Origin of the sequence: Paraburkholderia pallida, from assembly GCF_004524855.1 — a bacterium.
Lineage (GTDB): Bacteria > Pseudomonadota > Gammaproteobacteria > Burkholderiales > Burkholderiaceae > Paraburkholderia > Paraburkholderia oxyphila.
Map to the genome: position 1 here is coordinate 1,205,086 of NZ_CP038150.1, position 21,393 is coordinate 1,226,478.

The 21,393-nt window shown below is 68.0% G+C and carries 17 protein-coding genes; 3 read left to right on the forward strand and 14 right to left on the reverse strand.

Annotated features, from left to right (window positions below):
• Positions 1 to 40: 40 nt before the first annotated feature.
• From E1956_RS31920 to E1956_RS31960, 9 genes are all read right to left on the reverse strand, one after another.
• Positions 41 to 412 (reverse strand): BON domain-containing protein, encoded by a 372-nt coding sequence (locus tag E1956_RS31920; protein WP_134756744.1) that lies wholly within the window; start codon positions 410 to 412, stop codon positions 41 to 43.
• Between the two features lie 30 nt (positions 413 to 442).
• The gene (locus tag E1956_RS31925) at positions 443 to 1,567 is read right to left on the reverse strand and encodes a porin (RefSeq protein WP_134756746.1); all 1,125 of its coding nucleotides are present in this window, start codon (positions 1,565 to 1,567) and stop codon (positions 443 to 445) included.
• Positions 1,568 to 1,715: 148 nt separating this feature from the next.
• Positions 1,716 to 3,026, reverse strand: a complete 1,311-nt coding sequence (locus E1956_RS31930) for an MFS transporter (protein WP_134756748.1) — start codon at positions 3,024 to 3,026, stop codon at positions 1,716 to 1,718.
• A 23-nt stretch (positions 3,027 to 3,049) separates the two neighbouring features.
• Entirely contained in the window at positions 3,050 to 3,787 is a 738-nt protein-coding gene (locus E1956_RS31935; RefSeq protein ID WP_134756750.1) for an SDR family NAD(P)-dependent oxidoreductase, read from the reverse strand.
• Positions 3,788 to 3,837: 50 nt separating this feature from the next.
• On the reverse strand, positions 3,838 to 4,686 hold the full coding sequence (locus E1956_RS31940; RefSeq protein ID WP_134756751.1) for an SDR family NAD(P)-dependent oxidoreductase: 849 nt from the start codon (positions 4,684 to 4,686) through the stop codon (positions 3,838 to 3,840).
• A 77-nt stretch (positions 4,687 to 4,763) separates the two neighbouring features.
• Positions 4,764 to 5,426, reverse strand: a complete 663-nt coding sequence (locus E1956_RS31945; protein WP_134757922.1) for an RBBP9/YdeN family alpha/beta hydrolase — start codon at positions 5,424 to 5,426, stop codon at positions 4,764 to 4,766.
• Positions 5,427 to 5,431: 5 nt separating this feature from the next.
• Positions 5,432 to 6,487: a beta-keto acid cleavage family enzyme gene (locus tag E1956_RS31950; RefSeq protein ID WP_134756752.1), complete on the reverse strand. Its 1,056-nt coding sequence runs from the start codon at positions 6,485 to 6,487 to the stop codon at positions 5,432 to 5,434.
• A 50-nt stretch (positions 6,488 to 6,537) separates the two neighbouring features.
• A complete protein-coding gene (locus E1956_RS31955; protein ID WP_134756753.1) occupies positions 6,538 to 7,386 on the reverse strand; it encodes a TauD/TfdA dioxygenase family protein in 849 nt (282 codons plus the stop codon).
• A gap of 11 nt (positions 7,387 to 7,397) precedes the next feature.
• Positions 7,398 to 8,378 carry a quinone oxidoreductase family protein gene (locus tag E1956_RS31960; RefSeq protein WP_134756754.1) on the reverse strand — a complete coding sequence of 327 codons (981 nt, stop codon included), beginning with the start codon at positions 8,376 to 8,378 and terminating at the stop codon, positions 7,398 to 7,400.
• Between the two features lie 393 nt (positions 8,379 to 8,771).
• Here E1956_RS31960 and E1956_RS31965 point away from each other — a divergent pair, with 393 nt between their 5' ends.
• Complete coding sequence (locus E1956_RS31965; protein WP_134756755.1) at positions 8,772 to 11,480, forward strand: LuxR C-terminal-related transcriptional regulator; 2,709 nt, start codon at positions 8,772 to 8,774, stop codon at positions 11,478 to 11,480.
• Positions 11,481 to 11,632: 152 nt separating this feature from the next.
• Here the strand turns inward: E1956_RS31965 and E1956_RS31975 are convergent, their stop codons facing one another.
• Positions 11,633 to 12,475 (reverse strand): TauD/TfdA dioxygenase family protein, encoded by an 843-nt coding sequence (locus tag E1956_RS31975; RefSeq protein WP_134756756.1) that lies wholly within the window; start codon positions 12,473 to 12,475, stop codon positions 11,633 to 11,635.
• A gap of 264 nt (positions 12,476 to 12,739) precedes the next feature.
• Here E1956_RS31975 and E1956_RS31980 point away from each other — a divergent pair, with 264 nt between their 5' ends.
• Positions 12,740 to 13,765 carry an AraC family transcriptional regulator gene (locus E1956_RS31980; protein ID WP_134756757.1) on the forward strand — a complete coding sequence of 342 codons (1,026 nt, stop codon included), beginning with the start codon at positions 12,740 to 12,742 and terminating at the stop codon, positions 13,763 to 13,765.
• A gap of 864 nt (positions 13,766 to 14,629) precedes the next feature.
• Here the strand turns inward: E1956_RS31980 and E1956_RS31985 are convergent.
• The 4 genes from E1956_RS31985 to E1956_RS32000 are packed head-to-tail and all read right to left on the reverse strand — an operon-like array spanning position 14,630 to position 18,008.
• Positions 14,630 to 14,944, reverse strand: coding sequence for a Rieske (2Fe-2S) protein (locus tag E1956_RS31985; RefSeq protein WP_134756758.1), 315 nt, complete (start codon positions 14,942 to 14,944; stop codon positions 14,630 to 14,632).
• The gene (locus E1956_RS31990; RefSeq protein ID WP_232071916.1) at positions 14,934 to 15,602 is read right to left on the reverse strand and encodes a DsbA family oxidoreductase; all 669 of its coding nucleotides are present in this window, start codon (positions 15,600 to 15,602) and stop codon (positions 14,934 to 14,936) included. The genes E1956_RS31985 and E1956_RS31990 overlap by 11 nt, the downstream gene beginning before the upstream one ends.
• Before the next feature lie 22 nt (positions 15,603 to 15,624).
• Entirely contained in the window at positions 15,625 to 16,926 is a 1,302-nt protein-coding gene (locus tag E1956_RS31995) for an MFS transporter (RefSeq protein ID WP_134757924.1), read from the reverse strand.
• Positions 16,927 to 16,979: 53 nt separating this feature from the next.
• Positions 16,980 to 18,008 carry a universal stress protein gene (locus E1956_RS32000; RefSeq protein WP_134756759.1) on the reverse strand — a complete coding sequence of 343 codons (1,029 nt, stop codon included), beginning with the start codon at positions 18,006 to 18,008 and terminating at the stop codon, positions 16,980 to 16,982.
• A gap of 350 nt (positions 18,009 to 18,358) precedes the next feature.
• On the opposite strand from E1956_RS32000, the gene E1956_RS32005 reads away from it, so the two are divergent.
• On the forward strand, positions 18,359 to 21,181 hold the full coding sequence (locus E1956_RS32005) for a helix-turn-helix transcriptional regulator (RefSeq protein ID WP_134756761.1): 2,823 nt from the start codon (positions 18,359 to 18,361) through the stop codon (positions 21,179 to 21,181).
• The last annotated feature ends 212 nt before the right edge of the window (positions 21,182 to 21,393 follow it).

Genomic DNA, 21,393 nt, shown 5'->3' on the forward strand with positions numbered 1-21,393 from the left:
CGGCTCTTCGTCTGAAGAAAGGCTCTGCTCGCCCGCCGGGCTACTCGCCCATCGGCCGCTGCACCGATAGCCGGTTGGCCACCGATTTCACGCCGGGCACGGTCTTCGCTATGGCCGCCACGCTGTCGATCTGGGCGGCGTCCGTGACCGTGCCGTTGAGCGTCACGGCGCCGTCACGCGCCACGACGCTGATGTTGCCGGCATCGATCTCCTTGTGCTTGGCCAGCGCCGCATAGACCTTGCGACTCAGCGCGCGGTTCGCCTGTCTCACCTCCTTGGCCGTGGAAGCGGCAGGCGCCGCCGATGCGCCCGCCGTCTCGCTACCCTGGGCCCAGACGGCCACCGACCCGCTTGCCAGCAACGCAGCGACCGTGGCAGTCGCAGCAATACGCAGGAATCCTTTTTTATTCATGGGAATGCTCCGGTTAGCCGAACTGCGGGATCAGAAGGTATGGCGAATGCCGAGCATCGCCGCGGTGGTCGAGACGCCCGGTGCGACGGGCTCGCCGTAGGTGATCGTCTGATTCATCGTGCCGTGGTTCGCCACGTAGCCCACCTGAGCATATAGCAGGGTGCGCTTGGACACGCCGTATTCCGCCCCGAGCGCGTATTCGCTCGAATGGTTCGCCGAGTTGTTGCGGTCCTTCAGATAATAGAAGCCCGAGGTGATTTTGAAGAAGGGCGTGAACTGGTAGCCAAGGCCGCCCGAAATCATCTCATAGTCGGACTGCCCGGTATTCGACGGATTCTTGCCGATGCCATAGGAAGCCGACACCGAAACCGAGTGGAACGTGTATTTCGCGCCCAGATAGTAGAAGCGGTTGTTGTCGAGCCCGGTGGCCGGCGTGGTGGCAGGCAGGTTCGTATCGTGGGCGTTGTAGTAGACGGCGGCCAGGTTCAGGCCATAGTTCGAATACCTGAGCACGGCCGACTCGCGCGTGCCGCCCTGGATTTGCCCCGGCACGCCGCCCGGCGCATATTCGAGCCCGACCGAAGCGCCGTAGAACTTCGGCGACTGGTAGACGATCGCATTGCTGTCGTAAAGCGCGCCAATCGGCACGTTCGTGTTCGTGCCGCTCCACCCTCCGGCCTGATTGAGCCCGAGCCACGCGCTCAAGATGCTGCCGAAGTACTGCGCGGCGCGCACGTCGGTGTCCGCCATCGCGTAGATCATCGGCGTGTACTGCCGCCCCAGGTCGATCGAGCCGAACGGCCCCGACACGCCAACGGTCGTCTGCTGGTTGAAGATGGCCGTGCCGCCGGTCGTGTCCGCGAGGCCGAGCTTGCCCGTGCCGCTGTTGAACACGCCTTGCAGCCGGAAATTGACCTTGTAGCCGCCGCCGATGTCCTCGGTGCCCTTGATCCCCCAGAAGCTTGCATAGATGCCCGCGTCCTTCAACGCGTAGACGTGGCCCAGGTTCTTCGCGTTCGACGCGAACGAAGTCGCGCCCGTGCTTTGATAGAACAGACCCGTATCGATGGCGCCGTATAGCGTCACCGACGATTGCGCGTGCGCCGCGCCGGCCATGACCGCGAGTACGGCCAGGACGCTCAACTTCCGTTTCATGCTGTCTCCTCCAAACTATTGTCAAGGCCGCCTGTTTCTTTTGGGCCCGCTGTCTTCCTTCTAATCAACGGCTGTTTCTTATTGTTGTCTTGTTGTGGTTCTTTCCGATCGATCACTGCCGTTTGTTTCGGCTTGATAGCGGCAGCATTCAAGGCTCGCGCTGCGCCGCCCCGATCCGTGCAAGATCGTCCGCGTAGCGGCGCTTGCCGAGCACGAACAGCAGCGCCGAGCCGATCGCCGCGAACGGGATCCATTCGAGCGCCACGTGCAAGCCCATGCGGTCGGCGATCATGCCCGCGATGACGGGGCCCGCGGCGAGGCCGAGCAGGTTGTTGGCGAGCGCCCAGAGCGCCATGGCCGTCGCGTGAATCGAGGGCGGCGTGAGCTCGGCCACCAGCGCGCCGGTCGGGCCGCACACGCCCGAGGCGAGGAACATGCCGATGCCGATCAGCGTGAGCTGCAACGGCCCCGGCGGCAGGTGGAACGCCGTGGCCATGGCCACGCCCACCAGCACGCAATAGGCCACCGCCATCGTCCATTTGCGGGCCGGGTTGCGGCGGCTGATGCGGTCGGTCAGCACCCCGCACGTGATCATGCCGATCCCCGAGGTGAGCACGAAGGCGGCGGCCAGCACGCTCGCGTGGTCGATCCGCATCGCATAGGCGCGCACGAGATAGCTCGGCAGCCACGCGAACATGGCGCCGGGCAGGATCAGTTGCACGCCGCAGCCCAGATAGGCGAAGACCACCGATTTCGAGGCGAACAGCGCAAGCGCGAGGCCGCGCGGCGTGAAGCGGGTCCGCGCGGCACGCGCAACGCCGCCGGACGCGAGCGCGCGTTCGGGCGCGAGGCGCCGCTCGGTCACCACGAGGCGATAGATCACGGCGAGCACGAGGCCGAACACCGCCATCGTGGCGAACGACCAGCGCCAGCCGAAATGCGCGGCCACGATGCCGCTCAACGCCATCCCCAGCATGGAGCCGAAGGCGCCGCCCGCGAGGAACGAGCCCGAGAGCGTGGCGCGCAGGTGCGCCGGGAAGACGCTCAGCACGACCGCGAGGCCGACGCTACCGTAGGCGGCCTCGCCCACGCCCACGAAGAAGCGCGCCGCGAACATTTGCCCATAGTTCGCGGACACCGCGCAGCCGAGCGTGGCGAAGCTCCACAGCACGGCCATGAGGACGAGGCTTCTCACGCGGCCCCAGCGGTCCGCGAGAATCGAGAACGGGAAGGTGAGCAGGCCCACCATCACCGAGACCACACTGCTCAGCGATCCTAACTGGGTATCGGTGAGCAGCCATTCGACCTTGAGCAGCGGAAAGACGGCGTTGAGCACCTGACGCGACATGTAGTCGGCGAGCAGCAGGCCGAAGGTCAGTGCGAAGACAGTCCAGGCATAAGCCCGGGATACGGACGGTGCGCCCGCGTGGGCGTCTCCCAGCGCGGCGGTCACATGCATTCCCACTTTCGTCTCCTTAATTGTCAAGCATCGCGGCGCATGAGGCTGAAGCTCTGCGCGGTCGGTCCCGGCTCGGGCTGCGCGGCAAGAAACACCGCGAGCGGCGCGACGTCCTCGGGCGACTTGGCCCACTCGCCTTCGTAAGTGTTGCGCGCCAGCAGGTCGCCGGTCATCTCCGTGAGCACGGGGCCCGGAATCAGTTGATTGACGCTGATGTTGTGGGGCGCCAGCTCCTGGGCCAGCACGCGCGTGAGCATCCAGAGTCCGGCCTTCGAGCAGGCGTAATCGGAAATGCCGGCTCTGCCGCGCTGCCCTTGACCGGACCCGATCGCAATGATCTTGCCGGCGCCGCGCCGCTTGAGCGCCGGCACCGCGGCCTTCGCGCAGTAGTAGGCGCCCACGAGGTTCACCTCGATGGTCGTGCGCCACGTTTGCGGGTCGCTCGCCTCGACCGTCTGCTGGCCGCCACCCACGCCCGCATTGACCACGACGATGTCGAGCCCGCCGAACGCCTGCTCGGTTTCGTTCACCATGCGCTCGACGCTCGCGAAGTCGGTGACGTCCGTGATGAGCGCCAGCGCGCGGCCGCCCTCGGCCACGATCTGCGCGGCCGTCTCCTGCACCTGCCCCAGCGAGCGCGCCGCACAGCACACCGCCGCGCCCTGGCGCGCGTAGGCGAGCGCGATGGCCCGGCCGATCCCTCTGCCCGCGCCGGTCACGATGGCGACCTTGCCGCGTAGCTGCGGTTCTTGCGTCTGCATTGTTGTCTCCGAATGTGTCTTTTATTGTTTGATGCTATAGCGGGCGAGCGTCAACCCGATTTTGCCGCGGCTGTTGCCTGAGGCTGCGCTGCGGCCCGGGTTTCGCTCACGCGTGTGCGCAGCACCGCGCGCAAGTCCTCGCCGTATCCCGTGAGCGCGCCGCCGTCGACGGCGAGCAATTGCCCCGTGATGAGATCGGCGCGCGCGCTCGCAAGAAAACACACGGCTTCGCCGATGTCCTCCGGCGCGCAGAAGCGTCCGAGCGGCACGACGCGCTCGACGATCGCCGCGCGACGCTCGGGCGTGGCATAGGTCTCGATGGCGGGGGTGAGGATGCCGCCGGGACACACGGCGTTGACGTTGATGCGCAGGTCCGCGAGCTCCCAGGCGAGATGGCGCGTGAGCCCTGTGACCGCGTGCTTCGAAGCGGTGTATTCGACGCTGCTGAAGAACGCCATGCGCATGCCCGCAATCGAATCGATGTTGACGATCTTGCCCTTGCCGCGCGCCGTCATGGCCGGCAGCACCGCCTGGCAGCAGAACAGGATGCCTTTGGCGTTCACGTCCATCACGCGGTCCCAGTTTTCCTCGGTGACGTCGCGCATGAATGAAGCCGTGCCGCCCACGCCCGCGTTGTTCACGAGGATGTCGATGGCGCCGAATGCCTCCTGCGTTTGCTCGGCCATCGCTTGCGCATCGGCCTTCTTCGAGACGTCCGCGCGAATCGCGAGCGCCTGTGCGCCAGACGCGACGAGCGCCGCCGCCACCTGCTGCGCCGCGTCGAAGTCGCGGTCCACGACGGCGATGCGCGCGCCCTCGCGCGCCATGACGCGCGCGATGCCAACGCCTGCGCCACGGCCGGCGCCGGTGACGATTGCTGCCTTTCCTTCCAGCTCCATCGCGTTCTCCTCGCGAAAGTGCAGCGGGTCCGGCGTCCGCTTACGCGCGTTATAGCAACGCGTGTAAGCGGGCGGGGTCAGGCGCGGCGCGACGCGTCCAGCGCGTCTTGCAGCTCGCCTTGTCGGGATGCCTCGTTTGCCAGGTCGCGCGCCTGCGCGCGACGCTCGAGCGCGTCGATCAGGTCGTCGGCGCCGGGCCACTCGCCGAATCCGCTGGCCGGATTCAGGTGGCCGACGTTGCCGAGATCGACCACCTCGCTGCGCCACACGCGCGCGAGTTCGAGCACGCGTTCGTAGCGGGCGAGCGGGTCGTTGCGGCTCGCCGCGACGATCGAGGCGAACGGCAGCGGCGCGCGCGGCACCGGCAGCCATCCGCTCGCATCGAGCGCTTCGAGCGTGGGATAGCCGTCGGGCATCGGCGCCTCGAAGTCCGGCGGCGCCGCCAGCAACACACCGGCGATCGCACCGCCAGGCGCACGCGGATAGCGTTGCGCCCAGTGCGCGATCATCACGCAGCCGCCACTGTGCGCCACGATGATCACGGGCGTCTCGATGCCCGCGACCACGGCTTCGATCGCCTCCACGCGCGCGGCGCAATCGAGATCGTCGCGGCCCATGGGCGGCACGACGGCCACCGGCCGGTTCTGCGCGCGCAAGCGCGCTTCGAGCAGCGTTTGCCAGTGCTGCGCGACGTGGTCGCGCAGCCCCGGAACGATCACGATGGTGGGCTCCTGGCGCATGATGCTCACGCCGCCGACTTCACGAGACCGAGACCCGCCGGCTTGCGGTTCGGCAAATAGCCGTTGGCGGCGAGCGTTTCTTCGGCATCCTCATAGAACGTGCCGATGCGGTAGATCTCGCGCGCCTCCTTGCCCGACGCCACCTCGCGCCCGAGCTCGTGCGCCACGCGCACGCACTGCTCGATCTGCTCCACCGAGGTCATGCGCTGGCCATGCTGGCCGATGATCGTGTCCTCGATACCACAGCGCGGATGCAGGCCCATCGACATCGCCATCATGTTGAACGGCAGCACGTTCTTGAGCAGCGACTCCGCCGTGAGCGTGCAGCCCTGGGGCGCGCGATGCACGAAGTTGAAGAAGTTGAACGGGTTCGGGCCGTCGAAGCCGCCGCCGATGCCGATCCACGTGAGGTTCAGCGGCCCGCGATAAGCGCCCTTGCGCACGAGGCGCTCGAGCGTTTCCAGCGCATGGATGCCCGTCAACTGGAAATGCGGCTGGATGCCCGAGGCCTGCAGGCGGCGCAGATGCTCTTCCAGCCACTGCGGCCCCGCGGGCACCGTCATTTCACTGTAGGCGGCCTGCAGCGCCGGGTTCGCGAGCGAGGTGCCCTCCAGATACTCGGGGTAGAGCAGCTCCATGATGTTCATCTGCGTGGTGTTGATCGCCACGGTCACCTGGTCGGGCTTCGGCTCGAGCTCCGCGAGCATGTGGCGCGTGTCGTCAGAGAGCCACTTCGCGGCCTGACCGTCGTCTTCCGGCGCGAACGAGATCGAGCCGCCCACCTGGATGATCATGTCGGGCACCGCCGCGCGCACGCCCGCAATCAGTTCGTTGAACTTCGAGAGACGCTTGGAGCCCTTGCCGTCCAGCTCGCGCACGTGCAGGTGCAGCACCGTCGCGCCCGCGTTGTAGCAGTCCACCGCCTTTTGCACCTGCTCATCCATCGTGACGGGAATGTCCTCGGGGAAGTCTTCGGGCATCCATTCGGGGCCGTACGGCGCCACCGTGATGACCACCTTCTCCATGTTCTCGGGGTGCAGCGAATCGTCGAAAAATTGCATGTCTTCCTCCAGTGTCGGGTTCTGATTTCGCGTAGCGGCCAATGGGCCAATCAATAAGGCACGTCGCCGATGATCCCCGCGCGCTCCATCTTGCGGTGGCACGGGGGGTAGTCCATGACCGCGTAATGCTGGGTGCTGCGGTTGTCCCAGATCGCCACGCTGTCCGGCCGCCAGCGCCAGCGCACCTGGTACTCGGGGATGTACGCCTGGCTGATCAGGTATTGCAGCAGTTGCGCCGCGCCCGGATTGCCGTCCTGGCCGTAGCGCACGCGCGCGGGCGTGTGATAGTTCACGAAGTGCGTGGTGAAGCCGTTCACGAACAGCACCTTTTTGCCCGTCTCCGGGTGCGTGCGCACCACCGGATGCTCGGCGTCCGGGTATTGCGCCTTCAGTGCGAGACGTTTTTCGATCGGCATGACCGCGCCGAAGCTCGCCTGGATGCTGTGGCTCGCGCGCAGGTCCGCGATCTCGTCCTTCACGTGCTGCGGCAGGTTCTCGTAGGCGAGCACCATGTTGGCCCACATGGTGTCGCCGCCCACCGGCGGGCATTCCACGCAGCGCAGCACCGCGCCCATCGGCGGCGCGGCGCGCCAGGTGGCGTCGGTGTGCCAGGCGTTCTCGTAGCGGTCGTTCGGCTGCTCGGGCGTCTTGTAGATCTGCACGAGGCCCGGATGCTCGGGGTGGCTACCCGCCACCGGATGATCCTCCAGTTCTCCGAAACGTCTCGCAAAGGCCACGTGCTCGGCGCGCGTGATCTTCTGGTCGCGCAGGAACAGCACCTTGTGCTCGAGCAGCGCGGCCTTGATCGCTTCGAACAAACCCTCGTCGTGCACCGCATCGCCCAGATGCACACCCACCAGTTCCGCGCCGATGGCGCAAGTCAGTTGCTCGACTCTCATGATGGGCGGCCTCAGATCGTGAAGACGGACGAGCCCGTCGTCCTGCGCGCTTCGATATCGTGGTGCGCCTGCACGGCGTCCTGCAGCGCGTAACGCTGGTTGATCTCGATCTTGATGCGCCCCGCCGCGACGTGGCCGAAGATCTCTTCCGCGAGCTCGGCCTTCTCCGCGGGATCGGCGATATAGTCGGCCAGCGCGGGGCGCGTGACGTAGAGCGAGCCCTTCATCGCGAGCATCTGCGGCTCGAACGCGGGCGCCTTGCCCGAGGCCGTGCCCACGCACACGAGCAGGCCGCGGCGCTTGAGCGAGTCGAGCGACATCGCGAAGGTGTCCTGGCCGACGCTGTCGTAGACCACCGAAACGCCCACGCCATCGGTCAGCTCGCGCACGCGCTTCGCGACGTCTTCGCTGCGGTAGAGGATCACGTGATCGCAGCCGTGGGCGCGGGCGATGGCCGCTTTCTCCTCGGTCGAGACCGTGCCGATCACCTTCAGCCCGAGCAGCTTCGCCCATTGGCAGACGATCAGGCCCACACCGCCCGCGGCCGCGTGCACGAGGATCGTCTCGCCGGCTTGCAGCGGCCAGATGCGGCGCATGAGGTAGGCCGAGGTGAGGCCGCGCATCGTCATGGCCGCCGCCGTTTCGCAGGCGATGGCGTCGGGCAGCTTGATGAGGGACGCCGCCGCAATCAGCCGCTCGGTGCTGTAGGCGCCCAGCGTGTTCACGAAGCCGGTGTAGGTGACGCGGTCGCCCGGCGCGACGTGGGTCACGCCCGCGCCCACCGCCTCCACCACGCCCGCCGCCTCCACGCCCATGCCCGCCGGCAGCGGCACCGGATAGAGGCCGGAGCGGAAATACGTGTCCGCGAAATTCAGGCCGACCGCTTCGTGGCGCAGCCGCACCTCGCCCGGGCCGGGCGCGCCCACGTCCACTTCTTCCCAGCGCATCACTTCCGGCGCGCCGGTCTCGTGGAACCTGATCGCATGTGCCATCTTCTGTCTCCTTGTTGTTCCTGCTTGCTGCTTGACCTTTGCTGCTTGCCCCGTCGAAATCCCGTGGCGGCGCACGTGTTGCTGCACGGGCGGCCCCATGCATCGGGATGGGGTGTCTGAATTCATCGTAGGACGGGGCGGCGCGCCGCGCGCCCTCCTTGCAGGAGGGGGCGGCCCCTTCCATCCCGCCTTGAGCCGCTTCCGACTCGCTTCTGAGTCGATCCTTACCCGGCTGTCACCGGATTGTCAGGGATGGCCCTGCCATGCCTATAATCTTCCGATCGATTGCCCGCGCCGCCCGGTCCTGCCACGCGGCGCGACTTCAAGCGCCTGCGCCGGTGCGCGCAGCTTTAGATCACCTCGCCAGCCCCACGGCCTATTCCGATTCGTCAGATGACCTCCGCGAACCGCGGCGCACTGCCCGCGTATTCCGAACTCGCGCTCAAGACCATGCCGCCGCGCGCGCCGCGTCACCTGCTTGCGCGCGAGCGCCTGAATCTCGCGAGCGAGCCCTTGCGCAATCAGAGCGCGATCGTCGTGCAAGCGCCTCCCGGCTTCGGCAAGACGCTGCTGCTCGCGCAATGGCGGCGCGAGCACCTCGCGCACGGCGCCGCCGTCGCCTGGGTGTCGGCCGATGCACACGACGACCCGCAACGCTTTTTGCACAGCCTCGTGCTCGCCGTGCGCGTGGGCGGCGCGCGCCCCGAGTTCGGGCGCACGCTGCTCGAAAGCAGCTTCGCCACGCCCGGCGAGACCGAGGGCCTGACCGGCTGGCTCGCCGAAGTCGCGCAATCGGCGCTCGATCTCGTGCTCATCGTCGACGAAGCCGAGCGGCTCTCGCCGGTGGGCAGCGCGGCGCTGCTCTACCTGCTGCACAACGCGCCCGCGAACCTGCGCATCGTCGTGGCGGCGCGCAGCGGCTTCGAGACCGCCGTGGACGACCTGAGCGCATACGGCCAGTGCGTCTGCCTCGGGCCCGAAGCGCTGCGCTTTCGTCTCGAAGAAACGCTGGCGCTCGTGCGCCGGCGCTTCGGCGACCGCGTGGACACCGACAGTTGCGCGCGCCTGCACGAGCTCACCGACGGCTGGCCGCTCGGCCTGCAGCTCGCGCTTGCCGCGATGGAAAAGAACGGCGACCCGCGCGGCGTCATCGACGCGATGTCGGGGCAGCGAGGCGTTCAAGGCGAGCATCTGGTGAGCAGCCTGCTCGCGCGGCTCGCGCCGGACGATCTCGCGTTCCTCACGCGCCTCGCGCTCGTCGACATGCTGCATCCCGACCTGTGCCGCGCGCTGCTCGACGATTCGCAGGCCCCGGCGCAACTCGCGCGGCTCATGCGCGATACGCCCATCTTCATGATCAGCGACGGCAGCGACTGGTGCCGCCTGCATACGCTCGCCCGCGCGGCTCTCGGCGCGCGTCTGGCCGAGCTTGCGCCCGATGAGCTCGCCGGCCTGCACCGGCGCGCGATGCACTGGCTCGCCGCGCATGGGATCCATGAAGTGGCGGCGCGCCACGCACATGCGGCCGGTGAGCGCGACGTGGCGTTCGAACTGGCGGGCCGCTCGCTCTACGGTGCGGTCATGCAAGGGCGCCTCACCGCCGCGCTCGAATGGCTCGAGTTGCTGCCCGAGGACGAGCTCGACCGGCAGCCGGACTTGCGCCTCGCCGCCGCCTGGGCGCTCGCGCTCAGCGAGCGCCACGCCCAGGCCGGACAGCTCGTCGCGCCGATGGCCGAGGCGCCCGACTGCACGCCCGAGCGGCGCTACGAATGCGCGCTCATCCTGAGCGTGGCGGCCTGGTACGCCGACGAGCCCGACCGCTTCCTCGCGCTCCTTGCGCCGTGGCGCGAGCCGCCGCCGCTCGCTGAACCGCGCCGGCTCCAGACGCACGCGAACCGCCTCGCGATGGCCGCGCTGCTGCAGGGCGAGCCCGCCAACGCGCGCCGCCATTTGCAGCTCACGCCACGCGGCGAGTTCGGCAAGGCGCACCGCTACGCCGCGCACTGGGGCGAATTCGTGACCGGCCTGAGCTACCTGAGCGAAGGCCAGGCCGTGCTTGCCGAGACCGTGCTGCGCCCCGCGCTGACGAGCGCCGAAGCCGAGCTGGGCCGCCGCCATCCGCTGCCCTGCATGCTCGCGGCCGTGCTGGCGGCCGCCCTGTTCGAGCGCGACTGCGTGGAAGAAGCCGATGCGCTGCTCGCGAACCGGCTCGACGTGCTCGAGCGGGCCGGCTCCGCCGAGACTTCGCTGATCGCTTATGTGTGCGCCGCGCGCGTGGCGCAAGCACAGGGCGTGGAGCGGCGCGCGCTCGATCTGCTCGAAGCGATGCAGGCCGCCGGCACGGCGCGCGAACTGCCGCGCCTGTCGATCGCGAGCCTTGCGGAGCGTGTGCGCATCCACGCGGGCCACGGGCGTGCCGAGACGTGCCGTGCGTTGAGCGCGCAGCTCGACGCACTCGTCGAGCAGTCCGAAGGATCGCATGGCCCACTCTGGCGTCGCGATGTGGCGTTGCGCCGGGCGATGACCCATGCGTACACGACGCTGGCCCGGCACGACGGCGCGCGAGCGCTCGAGCAGCTTGCCCAGGCGCAGGCACTGGCCGACGCAATGAAGCTCGGCCGCGAGCGCATCGAGATCATGGGACTGCGCGCGCTCGCCAGCAAAGCCCAAGGCGAAGACGGCTTGGCGCTGCTGCGCGAAGCCATCGGGCTGACCGGCACCTATGGCCTCGTGCGCGTTTTCGCCGACGCGCATCCGGCGCTGGCCGACTGGGTGCGCAGCCTGGTGGCGCAAGACGGCGGCGAGCAGACCGCCATCGCGGCGGCGCGACCTGCGCGCGCGGCCGAGCCCGCCGGGCGTCCCCCGCGCGCGCAGGGCGCGCCACGCGCGGTGCCGAGCATGGTGCTCACACCCAAGGAACGCGAAGTCCTCGAATTGCTGGCGCGCAATCTCTCGAACAAGGAGATCGCGCAGGCAATGGGTGTGGGGGAAGTCACCGCCAAGTGGCATGTGAAGAACCTGTTCGGCAAGCTGAGCGCGAGCAACCGCAAGCATGCGGTGCTGCGCGCTCAATTGCTGGGGTTGCTGGAAAGCGGCGATTGAGGCGCTTGAGGCGCTTGAGGCGCTTGAGCCGATTGTGCCGATTGTGCCGATTGTGCCGATTGTGCCGGTTGTGCCAATCGATCTGATCGAGCCGCTGCAACGCGGCTGGCTGCGCGGCGCGATCGGATGCCATCGAACACGATGGCCTGAACTCAGAAAGGCCGGTCGCCGACCATCGCCGTGCGCTCCATCTTGCGCGGCGCGGGCCAGTAGTCCTGCACGGCATAGTGCTGGGTGCCACGGTTGTCCCAGATGGCGACGCTATTGGGCTTCCAGCGAAAGCGCACCTGATACTCGGGAATGTAGGCCTGGCTGATGAGGTAATTGAGCAGATGGCTCGCGCCGGGCGTCTTGTCCTGCCCGTAGCGGACATTCTCCGGCGTGTGAAAGTTCGCGAAGTGCGTGGCGAAGCTGTTCACGTAGAGGATCTTCTCGCCGGTCTCGGGGTGCGTGCGCACGACCGGATGCTCGACCATCGGGTTCTCGGCCGCGAGCTTCGCTCTCGCATCGGGCGTCATTGCGGCGCCGAACGAATGCTCGATGCTGTGCTTCGCGCGCAGTCCGCCGATGCGCTGCTTGATGTCCTCGGGCAGATGTCGATACGCGGCCGCCATGTCGACCCAGATGGTGTCGCCGCCCACCTCGGGGCATTCGATACAGCGCAGCACCGCGCCCATCGGCGGGCAGGGCCGCCACGAGCCGTCGGTGTGATAGCTGTTTTCGTAGTGCTCTTTCTTGTCGCTGCGGTAGATCTGCACGAGGCCCGGATGCTCGGGATCGCTGCCCGCGACGGGGTGATCCTCGAGATCGCCGAAGCGGCGCGCGAACGCCACGTGCTCGGCGCGCGTGATGTGCTGGTCGCGCAGAAACAGGACCTTGTGCGTGAGCAGCAGCGCCTTGATTTCGGCGAACAGCGCGTCGTCGCGCGCGGCATCGCCGAGATGAACGCCCGACACCTCGGCGCCGATGGTGCAGGTCAGTCGTTCGATTTGCATGGGCGGTCTCCTTTGAACGGGTTTGCGCGCGCCTCACCGGCGTGATCTGCTTGATGGACTTGTCGGCGCCGCCATGACTGGCATTGTGTGAAATGCACGGCCCGCGTGCTTGACCCTGCGCGCCACGACCTGACGCGTGACGACATGCGCACGCACTGACGGTCACTCATGGTTATTCCTCACAGACGATGCGCCGTCGCGGCGTTACGCTTGGCTAACGGCACCTGCCCGTCCGATCGTCATTGAAGCCCTCCTTGTGACCCCATGCCCATCCTGGTTCGAAGCGCGTCCCTGACCAAATTTTCGGAGATCGCCGCCCATGCGGGCATCGATCCGGTCCGTGCGCTGCGTGACGCCGGGCTCGATCTGTCGTGCCTCACGACACCGGACTTGCGCATTCCCGAAACGAGTCTCGCGCGCGTGTTCGAGGTCTCGCTGGCGGGCGGCGCTGGGCAGGCCGAGTGCCGCACACTAGGCGCACGCATTGGCGAGGCATGGCGGCTCTCCGACTTCGGCTCGCTCAGCCTCCTGCTGCAACACCAGCCCACGCTGCGCGAGGCGCTCGCGCGCATCGAGCTCTATCGGCATTTGCTCAGCGATTCCGTCTCCGTTCAGGTCGAGGAGATCGAGGACACCGCGGTGCTGCACGTCGCGCTTGTCACGGCGCGCCCGGATCCGGGGCCGGAGATCGTGGAGCTCACAGTTGGCGCGGTGCTCAGTCTCGTGCGCGCCATGCTCGGTGCCCAGTACGCGCCGCGTGGTGTGCATTTTGCGCATGCGGCGCCCGAGCGGCTGCAGGTGCACCGGCGGTTCTTCGGGGCGCGAATCGAATTCGATAGTGAGTTTGATGGGATCGTGATGGCGCGCGGTGATCTTGATCGCGCGAATCCGCTTGCGGATAGCCATCTTGCGCGGTATGCGCAGGAGCTGATCGATTTGCAGCCGCGGTATGGCGAGGCTTCGCTTGCCGATAACGTGCGTCGTGCGATTCATCTGCTGTTGCCGCGTGGCGCGGGTACGATCGAGCCAGTTAGTGCGCGGCTCGGGCTCACGCCGCGGACGCTGCAGCGCCAGCTTGAACAGGATGGTGAGAAGTTCTCTGCGCTCGTGAATGAGGTGCGGGGCTCGCTTGCGGTGCGGTATTTGGCGCAGCCTCGGCATGCTGTGGCTGATATTAGCGATCGGTTGGGGTTTTCTGAACCCAGTGCGTTCTCGAGGTGGTTTAGTGCGGAGTTTGGGCAGCCGCCTAGTCGGTGGCGAGCTGAGCAGGGTGCTCGTGGTGGGCACTGAGTGCCCTGGTGGTGGTGTTGGTGGTGTTGGCCTTTCCTTGGCCTTAACTTGTTTTCGCGGCGGGCCGCAGGCGTTGCCCCTGTGCGGGGCGGCACCTACTTTTCTTTGCAGCCGCAAAGAAAAGTAGGCAAAAGAAAGCGGCTCACACCGCCAGTGTGACGCAGTCCCCCACTGCCCTTCCAATCGGAGCGGCTCCGGGGCATCCGTGTCTTCGCACACTCCGCGTTAGTGACAAAGGGCTCATTCTTCCCGCCACGCGCTACGCGCGGGCGGAAGGGTCTGCAAGGAAAACCGGCGGCGGGCCGGCGATTGCGTTAGGGGTGCCATCCGGTAAATGCGCGGCGGTGCTGACCGGTAAATGTACGGCAGTGCTAACCGGTAAATGCACTGGGGCGATAATCGGTAAATGCGTTGTGGTACTAACCGGTGAATGCACGGGCGTGCAGGCTGGCGAATGTGTGGTCGAGCCGTCGAGCGAATATATTTGAGCGCGACAAACGAGTGTACATCTCACTGGTTTTGGATATACCCCTCGGCGCGCGAAGCGCCGCCGGATGAATGAGCCCTTGGTCACTCCGGCGTGTAGCAAGTGATGGCAGACGCCCCGGAACCGCTCCGCTATAAGGCGAGTGGTGAACTGCGTCACACTGGCGGTTTGAGCGGTTTTCTTTTGCCTACTTTTCTTTGCCGCGGCAAAGAAAAGTAGGTGCCGCCCCGCACAGGGGCAACGCCTGCGGCCCGCCGCGAAAACGAGTTAAGGCCAACATCGAACCGAAACAACCCTCAAACATACAAAGAGCGCAATAGCGCGCGCCCAGACGCAATACCAACCGCGTCGTGACGCGAACGCACCACCGTCACTCATTACACGTCAATCGTGATCATCAGTTGCCCGTCCAGGTCCCTAATCGGCAAGAAATCCAGACACAATTTCCCCACCCCGGGCGTGCAGCCCGCATCCAGATCGAACTGCAACCCATGCGCCGGGCAAGTAAGCAAACTGCCATCAAGACGCCCATTAGCGAGCGACGCCCCGTTGTGCGGACAACTATTCTCAATCGCATGAAGACGCCCGTCCACGTTGAAGACAACCACACTGCGACCGCCGCCGATAAACACGAGCTTGCGCTGGCCCGCTTCCAGGCTGTCCGCATCGCCAATTGCAATTTCATGCGCCATGGGACTGTGCCTCCATCAGATCTACCGCACGCAGCATCGCATCGAGCAACACACCAGGCGGCTGTGCACCCGACACTGCGTAGCGCCCACCGAACACGAAGTAAGGCACGCCTTCGATTTGCGCCGCAGCGCTTTCCGGCCGCCGCGCGGGAGCCGTATCGCCGATGCCGCAGGCAAGCGCGATCCGCGAGAGCGTGCCAACATCGCCAATATCTTCGCCCTCGCAAAAATAGGCCATGAAGAGGCGCTCGATCAGGGCGGCCTGCCGGCCGCTATCATGTCCGCATGCCTTATCAGTTGCGCACGCAACCAGTTCATGCGCCGCCGCAGTATTCGGAAACACACGAATACGCTCGAACGCTAGCTCCACGCCTGCGCCGAGCGCCGCCTGCATGACCTGCGCGCGCCGCTGCGCCACGGCCTGCGCGCTGCCGAGACGCGCCAGATAGAACGCCTCATAAGGCACGCCGCCCACGGGCGTATGCGGCAGCAGCTCGACCGGGCGCCATACGATCTGCACGTTCATGCGAGGCTGCCGCGCTTCGAGCGCGCTAATCGCCGCTTCGAGGTTGCGCTTGCCAATCAGGCACCACGGGCATACGAAGTCGAAATAAAACTCGACGCGCAACTCCCGTGCGGGAGAATGCAGGGTATTCATCGATGAATGCTCCACGGCTCGGTCATTGAAGCGCGGCTACCGCCTGGCGCTGGCGCACGGCCCGCAGTCCCGCGCCATAGCGGCGCTTGCCGAGCGCAAACGCGAGGGTCGCCACGAGCGCCACCAGTGGAGCGGCCTGCAACGCGCCGAGAAGGCCAATCCGGTCCGCGATAAAGCCCGTCACGAGCGGCCCCGGCGCGAGTCCGACCAGGTTGTTCACGAGCGTGAGCGTGGCGAACGCCGGCGAGTGAATCGACTCGGGTGTGAGATTGGCGACCATCGCGCCGGCCGGCCCCGACGTGCCAGCCACGACAAAGATGCCGCCGCCCAGCAACACAAGTTGCAGCGGGCCGGGGCCCGCGTAGAAGCCGCAGCCGAGCAATGCGAACGACAGCAGCGAGAAGACGATCGCCATCGTCCACTTGCGCCCGGGTGCGTCACGGCTCACGCGGTCGGTCAGCGCGCCACACACGATCATGCCGGTCCCGCCCAGCAGCACGAACACCGCCGCCGACACCGCCGCACGGTCGGGCGGCATGCCGTAATAACGGTTCAGGAAACTCGGCATCCAGGCCACCACGGCGCCCATGATGAAGAGCTGCAGGCCGCTGCCGAGATAGGCGCAGATCACCGAGACCGACGAGAACAGTCCCGCGAACACGTTGCGCAGGCCGGGACGTCCGGCGTTATTCGCCACGCCGCGCGCACGGGCGCGCGCGCCGTGGCCCTGCGCAATGCGCGCTTCGGTGACGATGAGGCGAAACGCAAGCACGAGCACGAAGCCAAGGCACGCCATCGCGCCGAACGCGGCGCGCCAGCCCATGTGCACTGCGAGCATGCCGCCCGCCGCCATGCCCAGCACCGACCCGAATGCGCCGCCGGCCATGAACGCGCCGGTGAGCGTCGCACGCAGGCGCGCCGGGAAGATGCTGAGGATCAGCGCGACGCCGACGCTCCCGTACGCCGCTTCGCCCAGCCCCACGAAGGCGCGCGCGAGCAGCATCTCGCCATAGCTAGCCGCGGCGGCGCAGCCGAGCGTCGCGAGGCTCCAGAGCGCCGCCATGAGGACAATGCTGCGCACGCGGCCCCAGCGGTCGGCGAACACGGAAAGCGGAAACGTGAGCACGCCGACCATGAGCGCGACGATGCTGCTCAACGAGCCGAGCCGCGTGTCCGAGAGCCCCCATGTCGCCTTGAGGAGCGGGAAGACCGCATTGAGCACCTGGCGCGACATGTAGTCGGACAGCAATAGCGCGAACGTCAACGCGAACACGACCCACGCATAGGCTCGCGGGGAAGAATCGGCCGCGCCTTGCGCGTGCATGCCGGCCTCGATGGAATGCGTATGCAACTGTGTCTCCTCCGATATTCGTCTTTTCAGGCTCGCCGGCCCTGCGGCCCGCGAGTCGTCTCCTTGGGCTGCGGCCGGCCTGTGCCGGCAAGCGTGGCGGCAGTGGCCAACGCCGCCTCGATCTCGCGCCAGTCGGCCTCGCGCAGATAGCGCTGCGCGGCGGGCACGATCACGCCTTCCTTGCGCCCGAAATATTCCCAGACAAACTGCGCGTAGCCGTTCAACGCCTCTGCAACACGCTCGGGCGGCGCGTCGCCGGCGGAGCTGGCGGCGGCTACACGCTCGAGCTCCTCGAAAAGCACCTTGCCACGCTGATGCTGCCGCTCGAGCTCGCCAAGCTCGGCATCGACCACGCTCGTACGCCCACGCAGCAGCGAAGAGAGCAGGCACGCGTCTGCGGTGCCGAAGCGCGGGATGCGCAGGGCGTCGAGTCCGGGATGGGGCGACCCGTTATGGGCCAACCGCTCGCACAGCGCGACGGCCGTGGCGCGATGGGCGCTGTAGAGCGCCGCCACCACACGCGCCGCAGCCGGGCTGCGCCGCACGGCACAACTCAGCACCGGCACGTTCGCGGCCGCGAACTGCGCGGCAACCGAACCTGCCGCGACGTCGGTGCCGGCGGCGGCAGCATCAGCATCATCGGCATCGGCATCGGCATCGGCATCGGCATCGGCATCGGCATCGGCATCGTGGTCGGCAGCCTCGCCCACGCCATCTCGCGCCGCAACCACCTGCGCCGCGACGCAAACGAGATCGCAGCCCCATGCGCCGGCATCGCCCGCTCGAACACGCTGCGCGACACCGCCAGTCACGCGCATCGACTCGCACGGCACGCCCAGCGCACGCGCCGCCGCCTCGGCCTTCGCGGCGACCATCTCGCGCACGCAATCGTCGAACAGGCGCCCGGACGCCGCCCGCGCCCCCTCCCGCGGCTCGCGCACCAAGTGAACGAACGTCACGCGCGCGCCAACCGAGCGCGCCAACGCAACCGCATGAGCCACGGTGTCGATGCCGGCGTCGGAGTCATGCACGAGAACGAGGAAATGGCGATACATGGGCTCAAGCTCACATAAATCCGGCAGGCAAAGGATGCGGGCCTCGCACTTGCCGTCTGGGTGCTGGCGGCGGTTCCCTCCGGTGCCGGTGCCGTCCGGTGCGGGTTCCGCCTGGTGCCGCTTCCCTCTGGTGCCGGTTCCATCCGGTTCGCAGCCGGCGTGCGTCGCGTGCGGCCTCGCCAGCCTTGAAAGCATGGTAGCGGCGCGGCACACGACCGCCCCCCTCCGCGCGGGGGGGCTTGACGCGCGGGGGGCTTGACGCGGGCCGCCTGTCCAGCCGATGCTTTCAGACCGCCCCCCGCACCGGCCAGCCCGCAAGACTGGTCGACCGATTCGATCCTGCCTGCCCGATGCCCCCCTCAGTGCCCCCCGCAGTGCCCCCTTCAGCCCCAGACGCCCCGGGCGCCGGGCGCGCCGCCAGCGAGTTCGTCCTGAAAACCATCGCGCCGCGCGAGCCGGCGCACCTGTTCACGCGCGCGCGGCTGGGCGCCGCGAACGCGGCCGTGCGCGAGCGTCCGGCGGTGCTGGTGCAGGCGCCGGCGGGGTTCGGCAAGACCTCGCTGCTGGCGCTCTGGCGGCGCGAACATCTCGCCCACGGCACCGCTGTCGCCTGGTTTTCGGCCGATGAGCGCGACGACGCGCAGCGTCTCGTGCCCGGCCTCGTGCAGGCGGTGCGCACGGCCTGCGCGCGCCCGGCCTTCGCGCGTCATCTCGCCGACGGCGTGGTGGGCGCGGCGCACGAGCTGGAAGGCGTGACGGCCTGGCTCGCGAAAGTGGCGCAGCTTTCGTTCGAGCTGGTGCTGATCGTCGACGAAGCGGAACGGCTGCCCGCCTCGGGCGTGCATGCGCTCGCCTATATCCTGCACAACGCGCCGCCGAACCTGCGCACGATCGTGGCGGCGCGGCACGGGCTCGACGCGCCGCTCACCGATCTGCTCGCCTACGGCCAGTGCGCGCTGGTGGACGCCGACACCCTGCGTTTCAGGGTCGACGAAACCATCGCGCTCGCGGCCGCGCGCTTCGGCGAGCGCATCGACGCCGACGCCAGCGCGCGCCTCTTCGAGCTCTGCGAAGGCTGGCCGCTGGGCCTGCAACTGGCGCTGGCCGCCATGGAGCGCGCGAGCGATCCGCGCCGGATCGTCGAGCCGCTGGAAGGCGTGTCCGGCGAGCTGCGCGAGCGCCTCGTGCGGGCGCTGATCGCCCGGCTCGCGCCTGCTGATGTCGACTTCCTCACGCGCATCTGCATCGTCGACACGCTCCACCCGGCACTGTGCGCCGCCCTGACCGGCGAGGCGCAAGCGGCAGAGCAACTCGCGCGTCTCGCGCGCGACACGCCGATTTTCACGGCCGCGGACGGCAACGAATGGCTCCAGCTCCATGCGCTCGTGCGCGATGTGCTGCGCGCGCGCCTCGCGCAATGGCCGCAGTCCGAGGGCGCGGCATTGCAGACGCAACCCCGGACACCACGCCCGACGCAAACCCCGGCACAAACTCAGGCGCAAACCCCGGCACAAACGCAGGCGCAAACACAAGCGCAATTGCACGCGCGCGCCGCCGCCTGGCTCGCGGAGCAAGGCATGACCGATCGGGCGGCGCGCCACGCTCACGCGGCCGGGCAGCACCGGCTCGCGTTCGAGCTGGCGGAGCGCAGCCTGCTCGACGCCGTGCGCCAGGGTCACCTGAGCGCCATGCTGGAGTGGCTCGAACTGCTGCCCGAGGCCGAGCTCGAAGCGCGCCCGCGCCTGCGCCTTGCGGCGGCATGGGCGCTGGCGCTCGGCGAGCGCCACCCCGAGGCCGGCCGGCAAGTCGAACGCGTGCTCGCGGGGCCGAACGTGGATGCCGAATTGCGCTACGAATGCGCGCTGATCCTGAGCGCCGCCGCGTACTTCGCGGACGATATCGACCGCTGCATCGCGCTGTTCGAGCCGTGGATGGACGCGGCACCGGGCGCGCAGCCGTGGCTCGCCCAGGTGCACGCGAACCGGCTAGGCGCGCGTGCGCTCGCACTGGGAGAGCCCGCCCAGGCCCGGCAGTTCCAGCAGCGCCTGCCGCGCGCGCCGCGGGAGCCCGCGCAGCAAAGCTACGTGGGACGCTGGGGCGCCTTCGTGGTCGGGCTCAGCTACATCTGGGAGGGCCAGCTTCAACTGGCCGACGCCGTGCTGACGCCGGCGCTCGCCAGCGCGGATGCGGATCTCGGCCGCCGCCATCCGCTCAGCTGCATGCTGGCCACGTTGTGCGCGACGCTTGCCTACGAAGCCGGCCGCGTCGATGAAGCGGCCGCCCTGCTCGCCAACCGGCTCGACGTGCTGGAGCGCAGCGGAACGCCGGACACCGTGATCCTTGCGTGGCGCACGGCGGCGCGCATCGCCGCGGCACGCGGCGCCGAGCACCGGGCGCTCGACCTGCTCGAATCGCTGCATGCGCTCGGCGTGACGCGGCGGCTGCCGCGCCTGTCCATGGCGAGCCTGGCCGAACAGGTGCGCCTGCACGCGAGCTGTTATCGCGTGCAGACCTGCGAGGCGCTCATGCAGCGCATCGACGAACTTGCGCTCAACGAAGCCGCGCCGCAACGGCCGCTATGGCGCCGGCAAATCTTGCTGATGCGCTCACTTGCCGAGGCGAACGCCGCCATCGCCGCGCGCCGCTGGCAGCAGGCGCTCGACGCGCTCGATGAGGCGGCGCAGCTTGCCGACGCCATGAAGCGCCGCTGCGACGCCATCGCGATCATGGCGCTGCGCGCCTACGCGCTGGAGCAGACGGGCGCAAGCGGCCGCGCGCTGCTCATCGAGGCCGTCGACCTCGCGCAGACCTTCCATCTCGCCCGCACGCTTTCCGATCTGCACCCCGCCGTGGCCGACTGGGCGCGGCGCACGCTCGAGACCACGCCCGGCGCCGCCGCGCACGGCCCGAACCCGATCGCCGCGCCCCGCGTTATCCGCGCGGCGCCGCAAACGCGTGCGGTGTCGGGCGTCGTCCTCACGCCCAAGGAGCGCGAGATCCTCGAACTGCTCGGGCGCACGCTGTCGAACAAGGAAATCGCACTCGCGATGGGCGTGGGCGAAGAAACCATCAAGTGGCACCTGAAGAATCTGTTCGGCAAGCTCGACGCGAGCTCTCGCAAGCACGCGGTACGCCGCGCGCTCATGCTCGGGTTGCTCGAATCCACGGACTAGCGCACCCCACCTGCGATTCAGGACAACTCACGCTTGAACTTGCTCCGCGCGGGCCATCGTGGATGAAGCGCGACGGCAAGCCCGGCATCGACGCGCGGATTCCGGTCAATCGCTCCATCCAGTAAGGCACAGTGGGGCGTCATGGCAACGGACGGGCGCTCTGCTCGCCGTCCCCGCAAAATACGGGCAATGGCACCACGTTGGATAATGGC